This window comes from Pantoea sp. X-Soil-MYKO-1289 (assembly GCF_059730625.1).
Genome location: NZ_AP036004.1, coordinates 2,349,903 through 2,363,968 on the forward strand (window position 1 = coordinate 2,349,903; position 14,066 = coordinate 2,363,968).

Sequence of the window (14,066 nt, forward strand, 5' to 3'; positions counted from 1 at the left end):
AAATGATTCAGCGCTGATTCGTCAATAAACCCGCTTTAAGACGAGTTCAGCCCTCTGATTACTGACGACCGTCACATAAATTATTTTTTCGCGCACTAAAATAAATCGCGACTCACCGATTCATTTAAGACGCCCGGAGAATGATTCATTAATTCAGATGTTTTGACTACGTTTGTCGCCAGATAACCGTAGCGATAACTCATAACGATTCGTCGACTCCAGACGAATTTCTTTAGCGAACGGAGGTAGCAAGTGACCATTGCGATAGTAATTGGTACACACGGCTGGGCAGCCGAACAACTGCTGAAAACCGCAGAGATGCTGTTGGGCGAGCAGGAGAATGTCGGATGGATCGACTTTGTGCCCGGCGAAAATGCAGAAACGCTTATTGAAAAATATCAGGCGCAGCTGGCAAAGCTGGATACCTCGAAAGGGGCGCTGTTTTTAGTCGATACCTGGGGCGGAAGTCCATTCAACGCCGCCAGCCGCGTGGTGCTGGATAAAGAAAATTACGATGTGATCGCCGGGGTCAATATTCCGATGCTGGTGGAAACGCTAATGGCGCGCGACGACGATCCCAGCTTTACCGAACTGGTTGGCATCGCGGTAGAAACGGGTCGCGAAGGCGTTAAGGCGCAGAAAACCGTGCCTGCCGCGCCGCCTGCCCCAGCCGCCGCCCCTGCGGCCAAAGCGCCGCCTGCCCCAGCGCAGCCGCTGGCGCCGGGCGAACATATGAAAATCGGGCTGGCGCGCATCGACGACCGCCTGATCCACGGCCAGGTGGCGACGCGCTGGACCAAAGAGACCAACGTCTCGCGCATTATCGTGGTCAGCGACGAAGTTGCAAAAGATCACGTCCGCAAAACCTTGCTGACGCAGGTGGCGCCGCCCGGCGTGACCGCGCACGTGGTGGACGTCGACAAAATGGTGCGCGTCTGGAACAACCCGAAATATGGCCGCGATCGCGTGATGCTGCTGTTCACCAATCCCACCGACGTGCTGCGCGTGGTCGAGCAAGGCGTAGAGATCAAGTCGGTCAATATCGGCGGCATGGCGTTTCGCCAGGGTAAAACCCAGGTCAATAACGCCGTCTCGGTCGATGACAAAGATATCGCCGCGTTTCGTAAGCTCAATGAACGCAATATCGAGCTGGAAGTCCGCAAGGTCTCCAGCGATCAAAAACTGAAAATGATGGACCTGATTGCGAAGGTCAATGCGTAAAACGCCGCCAGCTGCGCCTGCGGGCCAGTTAACGCTATCCTGCTGAGGAGAAGGGATATGATGGAAATAACCTCGCTACAAATCATCCTGATATTTATCGTGGCCTGTATTGCGGGTATGGGTTCGATTCTGGATGAGTTTCAGTTTCACCGTCCGCTGGTGGCCTGTACCCTGATTGGGGCGGTGCTCGGCGATATGAAAACCGGCATCATCATCGGCGGCACGCTGGAGATGATCGCGCTGGGCTGGATGAACATCGGCGCCGCCGTGGCGCCCGATGCGGCTCTCGCCTCGATTATCTCCACCATTCTGGTTATCGCCGGCGGTCAGAGCGTCGGCGCGGGCATTGCGCTGGCGATTCCGCTGGCGGCGGCGGGCCAGGTGCTGACGATTATCGTGCGCACCATCACCGTGGCCTTCCAGCACGCGGCCGATAAGGCGGCGGAGAAAGGCAACCTGACGGCGATTTCGTGGATCCACGTCTCGGCGCTGGTGTTGCAGGCGATGCGTATCGCCATTCCGGCGCTGATCGTGGCGATTTCCGTCGGCACCAGCGCGGTTCACTCGCTGCTTAGCTCTATCCCTGAAGTGGTGACCAACGGCCTGAACATCGCCGGCGGCATGATCGTAGTGGTCGGTTACGCGATGGTCATCAATATGATGCGCGCAGGCTATCTGATGCCCTTCTTCTACCTCGGCTTCGTCACCGCGGCCTTCACCAGCTTCAACCTTGTCGCGCTGGGCGTCATCGGCGTGGTCATGGCAGTGCTCTATATCCAGCTGGCGCCAAAATATAACCGCGTGGCGGGCGCGCCTGCGGCGGGTCCGGCAAATAACGATCTCGATAACGAACTTGACTAAGGAACAGGTGACAACATGGTAGATACAACTACAACGCAAAAGAAACTCACCCCAGGCGACATCCGCGGCGTGTTTTTGCGGTCGAACCTGTTCCAGGGGTCATGGAATTTCGAGCGTATGCAGGCGCTGGGCTTCTGTTTCTCGATGGTGCCGGTGATCCGCCGCCTCTATCCGGAAAATAACGAGGCGCGCCGTCAGGCGATTAAGCGCCATCTGGAGTTCTTCAACACCCATCCCTACGTAGCCGCGCCGGTATTAGGCGTGACCATGGCGATGGAAGAGCAGCGCGCCAACGGCGCAGCCATCGACGACGCCGCCATCAACGGCATTAAAGTCGGCCTGATGGGGCCGCTGGCGGGCGTCGGCGACCCGATTTTCTGGGGCACCGTGCGTCCGGTCTTCGCCGCGCTCGGCGCAGGCATCGCCATGAGCGGCAGCCTGCTGGGTCCGCTGCTTTTCTTTGTGCTGTTCAATCTGGCGCGCCTGCTGACCCGCTATTACGGCGTGGCGTACGGCTACCGCAAAGGGATTGATATCGTCAGCGACATGGGCGGCGGTTTTCTGCAGAAGCTGACGGAGGGGGCGTCGATTCTCGGCCTGTTTGTCATGGGCGCGCTGGTGAACAAGTGGACGCACGTTAATATTCCGCTGGTGGTATCGCGCATTACCGACCAGACCGGGAAGACTACGGTCACCACGGTTCAGACCATCCTCGATCAGCTGATGCCGGGCATCGTGCCGCTGCTGCTGACCTTTGCCTGTATGTGGCTGCTGCGCCGCAAGGTCAACGCGCTGTGGATTATCGTCGGCTTCTTCGTTATCGGGATTTTCGGCTACTGGATCGGCCTGCTTGGCCTGTAGTACACTCGCCGGGCGCGCCGCGCCCGGCATTTTCCCCGCTTTTCCGCCGTATCGCCTCAGGAGAATGTGATGACACTAACGGACGGCCTCATCGCGCTCTGCATCGCCGCGCTGCTGCTTTTCTCTCTCTACAACGATTTGATTCTGCCGCGCCGTAAAGGCCCGACGCGCCTGAGCGTGGCGCTGCGGCGCAGGCATAAGATCGACAGCCTGATATTTATCGGGCTGCTGGCGATTTTACTCTGGAATAATGTGACGCATCAGGGACCGCAGCTGACCACCACCCTGCTGATGGTGCTCCTCTTCCTCGCCTTCTGGCTTTTCTGGCTGCGCCGCCCCACTCTGCTGATGAAACGCGACGGGCTGTTTTATGGCGGCGTCTGGATAGCCTATCCACGCATTCAGAACATCAATCTCTCCGAAGACGGCATTCTGGTGATGCAGCTGGAGCAGCGTCGCCTGCTTATCGCCGTGCAGCAGCTCGACGATCTGGAACGCATTTACCATACGCTGGTGGAGGCGCGCTAATCGCGCCGCCATAGCGTCAGACGGAAGTCGGCGTCGCATTCGAAGGTTTTCGACGCCTGCAGTTCACCCCACACCGACGGCTTTGCGCGCCAGGCGAAAGGCGTCATCTGCAGCAGCGTGGCCGCCGCGTCGCCGCTCAGGCGCATCGCGTAGCGCAGCGACTGCTGGCTCTCTTCGCTAAAGCCGCTGTAGCACTTCTCTTCCGGCGCATGGAGCTGCACCTCGCGATAGATCAGCGCCTTGAATTGTTGCAGATGGTGCGCTCCGGGCGTGACGGTCAGCAGCACGCCGCCAGGCCTGATGACGCGCGTCAGCTCTGCCTCGTTGCAGGGCGCGTAGATACGCACCACCCCATCCAGCGACGCGTCGGCAAAAGGCAGACGCTGGCTAGAGGCGACGCAGAACTGCACGTCAGGATAGCGCTTCGCCGCCAGACGAATGGCGTTTTTGGCGATATCCAGCCCGTATACCTCACCGCCCAGCGCGCTGAGCGCCGAAGTGTAATAGCCTTCGCCGCAGCCGATATCAAGCAGCGCGCCCGCGCCCGGCAGCTTTTCGCGCAGCAGCGCCACCACGCCGTCGCGCAGCGGCTGATAGTAGCCCGCCTGTAGAAACTCGCGCCGCGCCTGCATCATCTCCGGGCTGTCGCCAGGCTCGCGCGAGCCTTTATGCTGAACGGGCAGCAAATTGAGGTAGCCCTCTTTCGCCTGATCGAACTGGTGACGGTTTTCACAGCGCCAGCTGCGGTTTTCAGGCTGTAAAGGGAGGTGACAGAGGGGGCAAATCAGCAACATACGAACTCCATTAACAAGAGCGCCGCAGTGTACTCCGTTCGCTGTCGTATCGAAAGCGCAAAGAAAAAGCCCCGGTCAGATGACCAGGGCTTTACAGGATTCGTTTTCAGTGGTGCATGGCACCGAGCTGGCACGAAATCAGATAGCGGTTACGTTGACTGCAGCCGGGCCTTTCTGGCCGTCCTGAATTTCGAACTCAACGCTTTGGCCTTCAGCCAGGGTTTTGAAACCGTTGCCCTGGATAGCGGAGAAGTGTACGAACACATCTTTGCTACCGTCAGCAGGAGTAATAAAACCAAAACCTTTAGACTCGTTGAACCACTTAACCTGACCTTTAATCTTTGCCATTTTGCAAATTCCTTAGAGTGTTTATTTTGCCCGAAGGCAGACCTACAGAGAAACCAGAGACGTTACTGAATGAGGCACTAATAAGGTTCGGCAAGGAAGCGGTATTCAACGTCAACGTTTTTACTCGTAACTTCTTTACTGAAGATGCCATACATAAACAGAACTGTACCTCGTTTGACCCACGAATTGTTATCACATATCCGCAAATTAATGGCAAGGCATTTTTAATCGACCATGGACGCGCCGCACAAAATTTGCAAAGCAGCGCCAGGCTTTGTTCATTTTGGTACATAACTCATCCAGTGGTAGCCGAAAAAACGATATCCATCAACCCGGCGGCGAGGTAAATAACGTTAGCGGATAACCGCGTCTTCGTCCATCCTTGTTCACCGTAACGGATTAATTTACGGAAAGATTATTGCAGTATTATGGCATTCGTTTTTCTTAACCGAAACCGTGAAGCTAAAATGCGCCGCTGTGGTTGACTTTAAGATAGCGGGCTCTCAATTTTTGCTGGCGCAGATATTAAAAGCTTTTGCACCAAAATCATGAAAATAAAAATGCGCGTTGCCCCAATTAAAAGCAGAGCAACACTTATTTCTTATTACCATTTCTTCTTTGATCCTGAATAATTCTTCTCTTAAAACCCAATACCCGTCTGGGGATAAGCGCCGATATTTAGGAATTTTCCTGGTAAACAGGCTCCAGGCTGCGGCTCTCGCCAATTTTCCATGGCGCAAAGCGGCCATTATCTTCGCCGCTGCGGCGAATGGCGCGCAGTAATTCCGCCGGAGGCTCATCCAGCGATTCGTCAGCCAGTTCGAAGACGCCCCAGTGAATTGGCAGGGCGAGCGGCTCACCCGTTAGCCGCCATAATGAAACCGCATGATCGGGATCCATATGGCTGCTCTGCATGAACCATTTCGGTGCATAGGCGCCAACAGGTAACGCCGCCAGATTAAAAGGGCCGAGCCGACGCGGGATCTCCGCCAGATTTTCAGAAAAACCGCTGTCGCCGGAAAACCAGAAATTAAGCCTCTTGCTGCGCACGACCCAGCCGCACCAGAGCGAGCGGTTGCGATCGTAGGGCGTGCGCATGCTCCAGTGACGCGCCGGCACGGCGGTCAGGGCCAGATCCTCTTCCTGCTGGCTCTGCCACCAGTCAAGCTGGCGCATGTGGCGCGCGCCGCGCCGTTTAAACCAGCCTTCCAGCCCCAGCGGCACCAGAAAGGTAACCTCAGGAAAACGGCGGATAATGCGCCTGACGGTGGCGGAGTCGAGATGATCGTAGTGATTATGGGAAATCAGCACATAGTCGAGGCGCGGCAGATCCTGAATGCGCAGCGGCGGCGGGGTTTTGCGTTTCGGTCCGGCAAAGGGCAGCGGCGAGGCGCGCGGCGAGAGCGCCGGATCGATCAGCAGATAGCGCTGATTGAGACGCAGCAGCATCGCCGCATGGCCTAACCACCAGACACGATCGTCTGCGCCAGCGAGATCGGCGGGCTGCCACCAGCGCGCAGTGAACTGGTCATAGCCCGCCTGCGGCGGGAATGGCACTCCTGCCGCCTTGCGCTCTTTGCGCCAGCGGTCGAGATCGCCCGGCTGGCGCAGATCCGGCTCGGGATTGCGGAAGCCTTCGGGAGTATGGTGCGCTTTGCTGGCGTCATACCAGGGATTTTGCCAGGGCATTTCGCCTCCTTGCCGGGCTAAGGAACCTTAGCGTTCCGGGATCATGCGGATAAATTCGCGCGGTTCTTCCGTTTCCGGCTTTTCCTGCTCTCCGCGCTGACTTTCCACCAGGCGACGCAGCAGCGCGTTCTGTTTTTTTTGCTCTTCCAGCAGCTGGCTCAGCAGCTGGATCTGTTCGCTGGCGCGCACGCTGGCCCGGTTCACAAAAAACCAGGCGATAAACGCCACAATGATAGTGACCGCCAGTACGCCATAGCTGAACAGCGGATCGGTGGTTGCGGCTAATTCGTTCATAACTGCCTCAAAAACGGAAAAATATCGATGGCGTCGATTCTACCTGCTGCGCGCGCGGCTGACCAGGCTATGCGCCTGAATGCAGAATTCCCTGACGCCTCGCTTTCAGCAATCTCCGATCGCTTCGGCAGACAAAGCGAGGCAAGCTGTTAATATTACGGGCGGCAGCGCAACGTGGACAGCTGCGTTATGTATCACAAGGAGAAAAAATGAAACTCTTTATTCGGGCGATCGTTCTGCTCGCCGTTATCTGGGTCGCCATGCTGTTTACCGGCTATGGCGTGCTGACCGGCAGCACTAAAAACGCAGCGGGTCTGGGCTTGCAATGCAACTACCTTACTGCGCGCGGTCTGATTACCGCCCAGTATCTGCATACCGACAGCGGCGTTATCGGCGTGAGCGACTGCCCGCTGCTGAAGAAGAGCGGCGAGGTGATCGACAATTAAGCGGCACGCGGCCAACTGAGCCGCACTGACCAGACACAGAAAGGTTAAGCGGGCATCTTGCCCGCTTTTTTATCAGAAATCGTAGTGGTGATAGCCCATCTCGGCGGAGAGCGCGCGCGCCGCGCGATGCAGCATGGCGACATAGTCGCTTTTCGCCTCTTCCGAGAAGCGGATAGTCGGGAAAGAGATGCTCAGACCGGCGATAACCACGCCGAAGCGGTCGAAGACCGGCACGGCGATACAGCGCAGCCCCTCTTCCTGCTCCTCGTTATCTTCGCCGAAGCCCTGCGCCTTAACCTGATCGAGCACCTCGATCAGCGCTTCGCGCGTGACGATGGTGTTGGCGGTGCTGCGCTTGAACTCCACCTCTTTCAAAATCTCATTCACCTCACCGCGGTCGCGCCATGCAAGCAGCACTTTGCCGATCGCCGTGGTGTGCAGCGGATTGCGCCGTCCGATGCGCGAATACATGCGCAGGTTATAGAGCGAGTCGATTTTATGGATGTAGACGATGCTGTCCTCTTCCAGCGCCCCGAGGTGAATCGTCTCTTTGGTTAGCCGTGAAAGCTCGCGCATCTGCACGTCTGCGCTGCGGATCAGATCGACATTCTGCAGCGCCTTCGCGCCCAGCTCGAACAGCTTCAGCGTGAGAGAGTACTTTTCGCTCTCGCCTTCCTGCGTCACATAACCCAGCGTCTTCATGGTCTGCAGGAAGCGGTAAACGGTGCTCTTCGACATCATCACGCGCTGCGCCAGCTCGGTAATGCCGTGATCGCGCTCCTCGCCCAGCGCCTGCAGAATGCCGAACACCTTCATTACGGAGGAAACGGCGTCGGGTTGTTTATCGTTTTCACTGGCGGCCATCGCGCACCCTTTTTTAAAATTGTTTTAATAAAATCGGAACAGATGACCAATATAGCGCGCTAAACCCAGACCTGTCACCGCACGACATATTTAAACCTCGCTTTTTGCGTGAAAGACGGTGCGTTTCAGCAGCAGATTCATTAGCATGGTGATATTCACCCACTTTATTTTTCTCTCTATGTCCCCGACACCTTTTCAGGATGGCCTGCCCGCTCCGCAGCGGTACGGCGCTATTTTTACCATTGCGCTGGGTATTATGATGGCGGTGCTGGATGGCGCTATCGCCAACGTGGCGCTGCCCACCATCGCGCGCGACCTGCACGCCAGCCCGGCGCAGTCGGTCTGGATCGTCAACGCCTATCAAATCGCTATCGTCGCCTCGCTGCTGTCGCTCTCCTTTCTCGGCGATATGCTGGGCTATCGCCGGGTTTATCAGGTCGGACTCGGCCTGTTTATCCTCACCTCAGCCTTCTGCGCCCTCTCCTCATCGCTTTCGATGCTGACGCTGGCGCGCGTGCTGCAGGGGTTTGGCGGCGCGGCGCTGATGAGCGTCAACACCGCGCTGATCCGCATAATCTATCCGCAGCGTCACCTGGGACGCGGTATGGCGATTAACTCGCTGGTGGTGGCGGTCTCCAGCGCCGCCGGCCCGACGGTGGCCGCGGCGATCCTGTCATTCGCCAGCTGGAAATGGCTGTTCCTGATTAACGTGCCGCTCGGCGTAATTGCGCTGTGGCTGGCGCTGCGCTACCTGCCGGAGAACAGCCAGAAAGCAAAGGCGCAGAAGTTCGACGTGCCGAGCGCGCTGATGAACGCGCTGTTTTTCGGCCTGCTCATCTATGCGCTGACCGGTTTCGCCCAGGGCGGCAGTCTGGCGCTGGCGCTGGTGGAAGTCGCGGTGCTGGCGGTGCTCGGCTGGTTCTTCGTGCGTCGACAGCAGCGTCTGGCGGTGCCGCTGCTGCCGGTGGATCTACTGCGCATTCCGCTGTTTAGCCTCTCTATCTGCACCTCCATTTGCTCTTTCTGCGCACAGATGCTGGCGATGGTGTCGCTGCCCTTTTTCCTGCAGAACGTGCTCGGACGCGACGAGGTCGCAACCGGCCTGCTGCTGACGCCCTGGCCGCTGGCGACGATGGTGCTGGCGCCGATTGCCGGACGCCTGATTGAGCATATTCACGCCGGGCTGCTGGGCGGCGTCGGCCTGGCGCTGTTCGCGGCGGGACTGTTTCTGCTGGCGCTGCTGCCTGCGCAGCCGCAGGACTGGGATATTATCTGGCGCATGGCGCTGTGCGGCGCCGGATTTGGCCTGTTCCAGTCGCCCAACAACCACACCATTATCTCTTCCGCCCCGCGCAACCGCAGCGGCGGCGCCAGCGGCATGCTGGGCACGGCGCGCCTGCTGGGTCAGAGCAGCGGCGCAGCGCTGGTGGCGCTGATGTTCACCCTGTTCGATCAGGGCGGCACGCACGCTTCGCTGATCCTCGCCGGACTCTTCTCCAGCGTCGCCGCGCTCTTCAGCCTGTCACGCCTGTCGCAGAAACGCGCCGCGGCGCAGTGACGGCCATAAAAAAGGCGACTCCGGGGAGTCGCCTTTTTATCGCCTGAACGGTTACTTCAGATACTGACCGCTGCGCAGCGCTTCGATACGCTTATCCAGCGGCGGGTGCGACATAAAAAGCTCGCTCAGCGACTTGTTTTTGCCGTTGATGCAGAACGCCATCATGCTGCTCGGCTCCTGCGGTTCGTAGCTGGTTTTCAGACGCTGCAGCGCGGCGATCATCTTCTCGCGCCCTACCAGCTTTGCAGAACCGGCGTCGGCGTGGAATTCGCGGTGGCGCGAGAACCACATGGTGATGATGCTGGCCAGAATACCGAACACCAGCTCCAGCACCGTCGCCACGGCAAAGTAGACCAGCGGATTGCCGTTGCTGCTCTCTTCGCCGTCGCGGTTGCCGGAAAGGAAGCCCGACGCCACCTGCGCAATAATGCGCGAGATAAAGATGACGAAGGTGTTCACGATGCCCTGAATCAGCGTCATGGTCACCATGTCGCCGTTGGCGATATGCGCGATCTCGTGCGCCAGCACCGCTTCCGCTTCATCGCGGCTCATGTTCTGCAGCAGTCCGGTAGAGACGGCGACCAGCGAGGCGTCGCGGCGCGCGCCGGTGGCGAAGGCGTTGATGTCGGGCGCATGGTAGATAGCCACCTGCGGCATCGCGATGCCCGCCTGCTGCGCCTGACGCCCAACGGTCTGCATCAGCCAGCGTTCCGTTTCATTCCGGGGTTGTTCAATCACCTCACCGCCGACCGAACGCAACGCCATCCACTTCGACATCAGCAGTGAAACAAACGCACCGCCAAAGCCAAACAGGCCTGCCATGATCATCAGGCCCTGAACACTGCTTGACTGGATCCCTGTAAGGCTGAGGATCAGCCCAAAGACCAACATCACAGCTAAGTTGGTCACCAGGAAAAGAGCAATACGCATCATAAAAGTTAATCTTCCTCAGTTGTTCATGCGCTAATTGCGCGGATCCTTATCCTAGGGTCATCGCAGCGCATTTCAAGCGACCTTAATCTTTAAGTGCCTAAAAAGACATAACTTTACATTTAGTCACGTCTGCGCAGCATGGCCAGGTTTGCACGGGTCGTTCCCCTGCTTCCAGGCAAAAAAAAAGCACCGCGGCGCGGTGCTTTTCACTCCCCTGCGCTTACTGCGCGGCGGGCGGCGTTGACGCGGGCTGGGACTTATCCAGCTGCGCCAGGTCGTTGGCGATTCGCACCGTCTCGTCGAGATAAGGATCGGGCTCTTTATAATCTTTCGGCAGATCGTCCAAGCTCTTCAGCGGCTTTTTGCCTTCCGCCTGATAGCGCGCGTTAATCCGCTCCAGACGCAGCGCATCCTCTTCGTGGTTCTCTTTTTCGCGCTGGGCGAGATTGAGCGACACGATATTGCGCTTGTCCTTCATCGCATTAAAGCGGGCGATATCTTTCATGATGTACTGGAACTCGCGATCCTCGGCGATGCGCGCTTCGTGCTGTTTGGTCAGTTGCGCCACCAGCGGCTTAACATCGCCGGTTTTGGTGTAGGTCGCCGCGTTGATGCTGTCCCACGGCAGCGCGTTATCTTCGAACTTCTCGCCGGTTTCCGCCGCTTCTACGCCGGTCGGCATCAGCAGATCCGGCGTGACGCCTTTACGCTGGGTGCTGCCGCCGTTGATGCGGTAGAACTTCTGGATGGTGTACTGCACGGAACCAAGCGCAGGCCACTCCGGACGCAGCATCTGATCGTAGATGCGGTTCAGCGAGCGATACTGCTGCACGGTGCCTTTGCCGAAGGTCGGTTCGCCGACGATCAGCGCGCGACCGTAGTCCTGCATCGCCGCCGCGAAGATTTCCGACGCCGAAGCGCTGAAGCGGTCCACCAGCACCACCAGCGGGCCTTTGTAGTAGACGACGCCGTCGTTGTCGCTGTCTTCACGCACGCGACCGTTGTTGTCGCGCACCTGCACCACCGGACCGCTGGGGATAAACAGACCAGAGAGCGAAACCGCTTCGGTCAGCGCGCCGCCGCCGTTGGTGCGCAGATCGATCACCACGCTGTCGACGTTCTGCTTCTGCAGTTTCTGCAGCTGCACCTTCACGTCGTCGGTCAGACCGACATAGAAGCCCGGAATATCCAGCACGCCGACTTTCTGTTTGCCGACGTTGTGCACGCTCATCTTCACCGCGCGGTCTTCAAGGCGGATCTTCTCGCGCGTCAGGGTCACGGTGCGGGTTTTGGTGCCTTTGCCCGCAGGCAGCACTTCAAGACGCACTTTGCTGCCTTTCGGCCCCTTGATTTTGGCTACCACGTCGTCGAGACGCCAGCCGATGACATCTTCCATCGGCTTGCCCGGCTGACCGACGCCGACAATGCGGTCGCCGACGCTGATCGCTTTGCTCTTCGCCGCAGGGCCGCCCGCAACCATCGAGTTGATCACCGTATAGTCGTCATCCATTTGCAGCACCGCGCCGATACCTTCCAGCGACAGACTCATTTCGGTGTTGAACTGTTCGGTGTTGCGCGGCGACAGGTAGTTGGTGTGCGGATCGATTTCGTGCGCGAAGGCGTTCATCGCCAGCTGGAACACATCTTCGCTGTTGCTCTGCGCCAGGCGGCGAATAGCGAAGTTGTAGCGTTTGGTCAGCACATCGCGAATTTCTTTTTCATCTTTGCCAGTCAGCTTCAGGCTGAGCTGGTCATACTTTACCTTGGCGTCCCACAACGCGTTCAGCTCCGCCTGATCTTTCGGCCAGGGCGCTTTAGCGCGATCGATATCGATAGTGTCGTTGCCGGTAAAATTCATCGGGCGTTTCAGCACGTCGAGCGCGTACTGATAGCGCTCGAAGCGGCGTTTCTGCGCCAGATTATAGAGATCGTAGAACACATCCAGCTTGCCGCTGCGCAGCTCATCGCCGAGCGTGCTTTTCTTGTCGGCGAACTGCGCCACGTCCGATGCCAGCAACACGTTGTGGTTGTAGTCGAGCATGTTCAGGTAACGGTCGAAAATCTTCGCCGAAAAGGCCTGATCGAGATCGAACTGGCGATAGTGAGAGCGGGTAAAGCGAGAGGTCACCCGTTCACTGACGGTAGGATCCTGCGGATCTTCGTGAAGCTGGGGGATCTGATCGACGCGGGTAATATTCTCTGCGCCAAATGAAGGGCCTGCCAGTAGCAGGCCCGCAATCATACCGATTTTTAACAGGGTGTTCATGCCGGGGTCAGCCTCCGTTTCAGAACTGCAAGTGTTCTGCGCGCACAATCATTGCCATGCCGGAAGCGAGCTGTACCCGAACGCCGTCTTTTGACACTTCAAGAACGGTGGCGTCCATCGCACTTTTGCCTGCTTTGACTTTGATATTCTGGCCAGGTTGCAAAGTTGAGGTATCGGTGATGGGTTTCGCCTGCGCTGCGGGGCGCGGAGCCGGTTTGCGATCCTGAACGGCCGGACGCGGCGACTGAGGACGCGCTTTACGCGGCGCTTCGCCTTCGGCTGGCTTGCGTGCGGCGGGACGACGCGGACGACGGGGTTCTGCGCCCTCTTCGCCAGCTTCGCGCTTCGCGGCTTTCTGCTGCTCGCGCTGCGCCTGAACGCGCGCTTTCGCCTCTTCCAGCTGCTGACGCGCATGCTGCACGTGCTGCTCGTCGAGCACGCCGCAGGCGTTGCCGTCGAGATCGACGCGCGTCGCGCCGGCTTTGATGCCGTAGAGATAACGCCAGCTGGAGGTATAGAGACGCAGCGCCGAACGCAGCTGAGTCTTGCTCAGACCCATTTCGCCCTGAATGCGCTCGACCAGATCCTGAAAGATGCCGATTTTGAGCGGACGCGCCTCACCTTCGGCGCTAAAGCAGTTTGGAAAACGTTCCGCCAGAAAGGCGATCACTTCTTTACTGCTATTCAACTTAGGTTGATTTTCCATGAAATTTCCTGATTACAACGGATTTGCCGACCAGAGCAGGCATGAACAGGCGTCATTATAATGACAACATTGCCAAATACCATGCGATCCAGTCGATTAGCTACGCGTCAGCTGCAAAAATTTTTCGATATCGCTGCCCGCCAGCACGTCGCAAAGCCCATCAGTCAGTGCAACCAGCCCTGTCTCATCCTCGCTGTCGAAGCGATTGAACACCGTGCTGTCGATATCCAGAACGCCTACCAGCGCGCCGTTTACTTTCAGAGGAATCACGATCTCGGCGTTGCTGGCGGCGTCGCAGGCGATATGGCCGGGAAAAGCGTGCACGTCGTCGACGCGCTGCACTTTATCCTGCGCCATTGCCGTGCCGCAGACGCCTTTGCCTACCGGGATGCGCACGCAGGCGATTTTGCCCTGAAAAGGCCCCAGCACCAGCGTATCGGCTTCCGTCAGCAGGTAGAAGCCCGCCCAGTTGACGCCCTCAAGGCGTTCATACAGCAGCGCGCTAAAGTTGCCCAGCGCGGCGAGAAAGGATCTCTCGCCCGCGAGCAACGCGCGCATGTCGCGATTCAAATCGTCGTAAAAGGCAGTTTTGTTCATTGTTTAACCATTAACATTAACAACAGAGCGGCTTTAATTAACCGCCCGTTAAAATAAGCACTAAATATCCACCGCCACAAGGTGAATCATAGCGTTAGTT

The 14,066-nt window shown here is 58.1% G+C and carries 15 protein-coding genes and 1 pseudogene; 6 read left to right on the plus strand and 10 right to left on the minus strand.

The genetic code is table 11. From position 1 onward, the window contains the following. The first annotated feature begins 252 nt into the window (after nt 1-252). The 4 genes from manX (at nt 253) to AC6I7Z_RS11350 (ending at nt 3,471) form a co-directional block, all read left to right on the plus strand. Nucleotides 253-1,221, plus strand: a complete 969-nt coding sequence (gene manX / locus AC6I7Z_RS11335) for a PTS mannose transporter subunit IIAB (RefSeq protein ID WP_497814277.1) — start codon at nt 253-255, stop codon at nt 1,219-1,221. Nucleotides 1,222-1,281: 60 nt separating this feature from the next. Then, nucleotides 1,282-2,082 carry a PTS mannose/fructose/sorbose transporter subunit IIC gene (locus AC6I7Z_RS11340; RefSeq protein WP_033747932.1) on the plus strand — a complete coding sequence of 267 codons (801 nt, stop codon included), beginning with the start codon at nt 1,282-1,284 and terminating at the stop codon, nt 2,080-2,082. Nucleotides 2,083-2,097: 15 nt separating this feature from the next. Continuing rightward, nucleotides 2,098-2,943 carry a PTS mannose transporter subunit IID gene (locus tag AC6I7Z_RS11345; RefSeq protein WP_033746599.1) on the plus strand — a complete coding sequence of 282 codons (846 nt, stop codon included), beginning with the start codon at nt 2,098-2,100 and terminating at the stop codon, nt 2,941-2,943. A gap of 69 nt (nt 2,944-3,012) precedes the next feature. After that, entirely contained in the window at nt 3,013-3,471 is a 459-nt protein-coding gene (locus AC6I7Z_RS11350) for a DUF986 family protein (RefSeq protein WP_497814278.1), read from the plus strand. Here AC6I7Z_RS11350 and rlmA read toward each other — a convergent pair. The 5 genes and pseudogenes from rlmA to AC6I7Z_RS11375 form a co-directional block, all read right to left on the minus strand. Next, nucleotides 3,468-4,265: a 23S rRNA (guanine(745)-N(1))-methyltransferase gene (gene rlmA, locus AC6I7Z_RS11355; RefSeq protein ID WP_497814279.1), complete on the minus strand. Its 798-nt coding sequence runs from the start codon at nt 4,263-4,265 to the stop codon at nt 3,468-3,470. The two genes, AC6I7Z_RS11350 and rlmA, sit on opposite strands and share 4 nt — an antisense overlap. 138 nt (nt 4,266-4,403) lie before the next feature. Continuing rightward, nucleotides 4,404-4,613, minus strand: a complete 210-nt coding sequence (gene cspE, locus AC6I7Z_RS11360; protein WP_003852684.1) for a transcription antiterminator/RNA stability regulator CspE — start codon at nt 4,611-4,613, stop codon at nt 4,404-4,406. A 21-nt stretch (nt 4,614-4,634) separates the two neighbouring features. Further along, nucleotides 4,635-4,768: pseudogene (locus tag AC6I7Z_RS11365) on the minus strand (DUF2627 domain-containing protein). Nucleotides 4,769-5,291: 523 nt separating this feature from the next. Beyond that, a complete protein-coding gene (locus AC6I7Z_RS11370) occupies nt 5,292-6,302 on the minus strand; it encodes an MBL fold metallo-hydrolase (protein WP_497814280.1) in 1,011 nt (336 codons plus the stop codon). A gap of 27 nt (nt 6,303-6,329) precedes the next feature. Continuing rightward, a complete protein-coding gene (locus tag AC6I7Z_RS11375; RefSeq protein WP_096073283.1) occupies nt 6,330-6,596 on the minus strand; it encodes a YebO family protein in 267 nt (88 codons plus the stop codon). A gap of 209 nt (nt 6,597-6,805) precedes the next feature. On the opposite strand from AC6I7Z_RS11375, the gene AC6I7Z_RS11380 reads away from it, so the two are divergent. Then, nucleotides 6,806-7,042, plus strand: a complete 237-nt coding sequence (locus AC6I7Z_RS11380) for a YobH family protein (RefSeq protein ID WP_497814281.1) — start codon at nt 6,806-6,808, stop codon at nt 7,040-7,042. A gap of 72 nt (nt 7,043-7,114) precedes the next feature. Here AC6I7Z_RS11380 and kdgR read toward each other — a convergent pair whose 3' ends face one another. After that, on the minus strand, nt 7,115-7,906 hold the full coding sequence (kdgR, locus tag AC6I7Z_RS11385) for a DNA-binding transcriptional regulator KdgR (RefSeq protein WP_497814282.1): 792 nt from the start codon (nt 7,904-7,906) through the stop codon (nt 7,115-7,117). 178 nt (nt 7,907-8,084) lie between these two features. Here kdgR and AC6I7Z_RS11390 point away from each other — a divergent pair, with 178 nt between their 5' ends. After that, nucleotides 8,085-9,464, plus strand: a complete 1,380-nt coding sequence (locus tag AC6I7Z_RS11390) for an MFS transporter (protein WP_497815433.1) — start codon at nt 8,085-8,087, stop codon at nt 9,462-9,464. Nucleotides 9,465-9,515: 51 nt separating this feature from the next. Here AC6I7Z_RS11390 and htpX read toward each other — a convergent pair whose 3' ends face one another. The 4 genes from htpX to AC6I7Z_RS11410 all read right to left on the minus strand — a co-directional run bounded on the left by htpX (nt 9,516) and on the right by AC6I7Z_RS11410 (nt 13,966). Continuing rightward, nucleotides 9,516-10,397, minus strand: coding sequence for a protease HtpX (gene htpX, locus AC6I7Z_RS11395; RefSeq protein WP_033746579.1), 882 nt, complete (start codon nt 10,395-10,397; stop codon nt 9,516-9,518). 220 nt (nt 10,398-10,617) lie between these two features. Continuing rightward, complete coding sequence (gene prc / locus AC6I7Z_RS11400; protein WP_497814283.1) at nt 10,618-12,663, minus strand: carboxy terminal-processing peptidase; 2,046 nt, start codon at nt 12,661-12,663, stop codon at nt 10,618-10,620. 19 nt (nt 12,664-12,682) lie between these two features. Further along, a complete protein-coding gene (proQ, locus tag AC6I7Z_RS11405; RefSeq protein WP_497814284.1) occupies nt 12,683-13,369 on the minus strand; it encodes an RNA chaperone ProQ in 687 nt (228 codons plus the stop codon). A 96-nt stretch (nt 13,370-13,465) separates the two neighbouring features. Further along, nucleotides 13,466-13,966, minus strand: a complete 501-nt coding sequence (locus AC6I7Z_RS11410; protein WP_497814285.1) for a GAF domain-containing protein — start codon at nt 13,964-13,966, stop codon at nt 13,466-13,468. Between the last annotated feature and the right edge of the window lie 100 nt (nt 13,967-14,066).

What these genes read in the sequence shown, in the direction of transcription:
- AC6I7Z_RS11345 (WP_033746599.1), top strand. Translation starts at nt 2,098, where the DNA reads ATGGTAGATACAACTACAACGCAAAAGAAACTCACCCCAGGCGACATC.
- proQ (WP_497814284.1), bottom strand. Translation starts at nt 13,369, where the DNA reads ATGGAAAATCAACCTAAGTTGAATAGCAGTAAAGAAGTGATCGCCTTT.
- prc (WP_497814283.1), bottom strand. Translation starts at nt 12,663, where the DNA reads ATGAACACCCTGTTAAAAATCGGTATGATTGCGGGCCTGCTACTGGCA.
- AC6I7Z_RS11410 (WP_497814285.1), bottom strand. Translation starts at nt 13,966, where the DNA reads ATGAACAAAACTGCCTTTTACGACGATTTGAATCGCGACATGCGCGCG.
- AC6I7Z_RS11350 (WP_497814278.1), top strand. Translation starts at nt 3,013, where the DNA reads ATGACACTAACGGACGGCCTCATCGCGCTCTGCATCGCCGCGCTGCTG.
- AC6I7Z_RS11375 (WP_096073283.1), bottom strand. Translation starts at nt 6,596, where the DNA reads ATGAACGAATTAGCCGCAACCACCGATCCGCTGTTCAGCTATGGCGTA.
- cspE (WP_003852684.1), bottom strand. Translation starts at nt 4,613, where the DNA reads ATGGCAAAGATTAAAGGTCAGGTTAAGTGGTTCAACGAGTCTAAAGGT.
- AC6I7Z_RS11340 (WP_033747932.1), top strand. Translation starts at nt 1,282, where the DNA reads ATGGAAATAACCTCGCTACAAATCATCCTGATATTTATCGTGGCCTGT.
- htpX (WP_033746579.1), bottom strand. Translation starts at nt 10,397, where the DNA reads ATGATGCGTATTGCTCTTTTCCTGGTGACCAACTTAGCTGTGATGTTG.
- kdgR (WP_497814282.1), bottom strand. Translation starts at nt 7,906, where the DNA reads ATGGCCGCCAGTGAAAACGATAAACAACCCGACGCCGTTTCCTCCGTA.
- AC6I7Z_RS11390 (WP_497815433.1), top strand. Translation starts at nt 8,085, where the DNA reads ATGTCCCCGACACCTTTTCAGGATGGCCTGCCCGCTCCGCAGCGGTAC.
- AC6I7Z_RS11380 (WP_497814281.1), top strand. Translation starts at nt 6,806, where the DNA reads ATGAAACTCTTTATTCGGGCGATCGTTCTGCTCGCCGTTATCTGGGTC.
- AC6I7Z_RS11370 (WP_497814280.1), bottom strand. Translation starts at nt 6,302, where the DNA reads ATGCCCTGGCAAAATCCCTGGTATGACGCCAGCAAAGCGCACCATACT.
- rlmA (WP_497814279.1), bottom strand. Translation starts at nt 4,265, where the DNA reads ATGTTGCTGATTTGCCCCCTCTGTCACCTCCCTTTACAGCCTGAAAAC.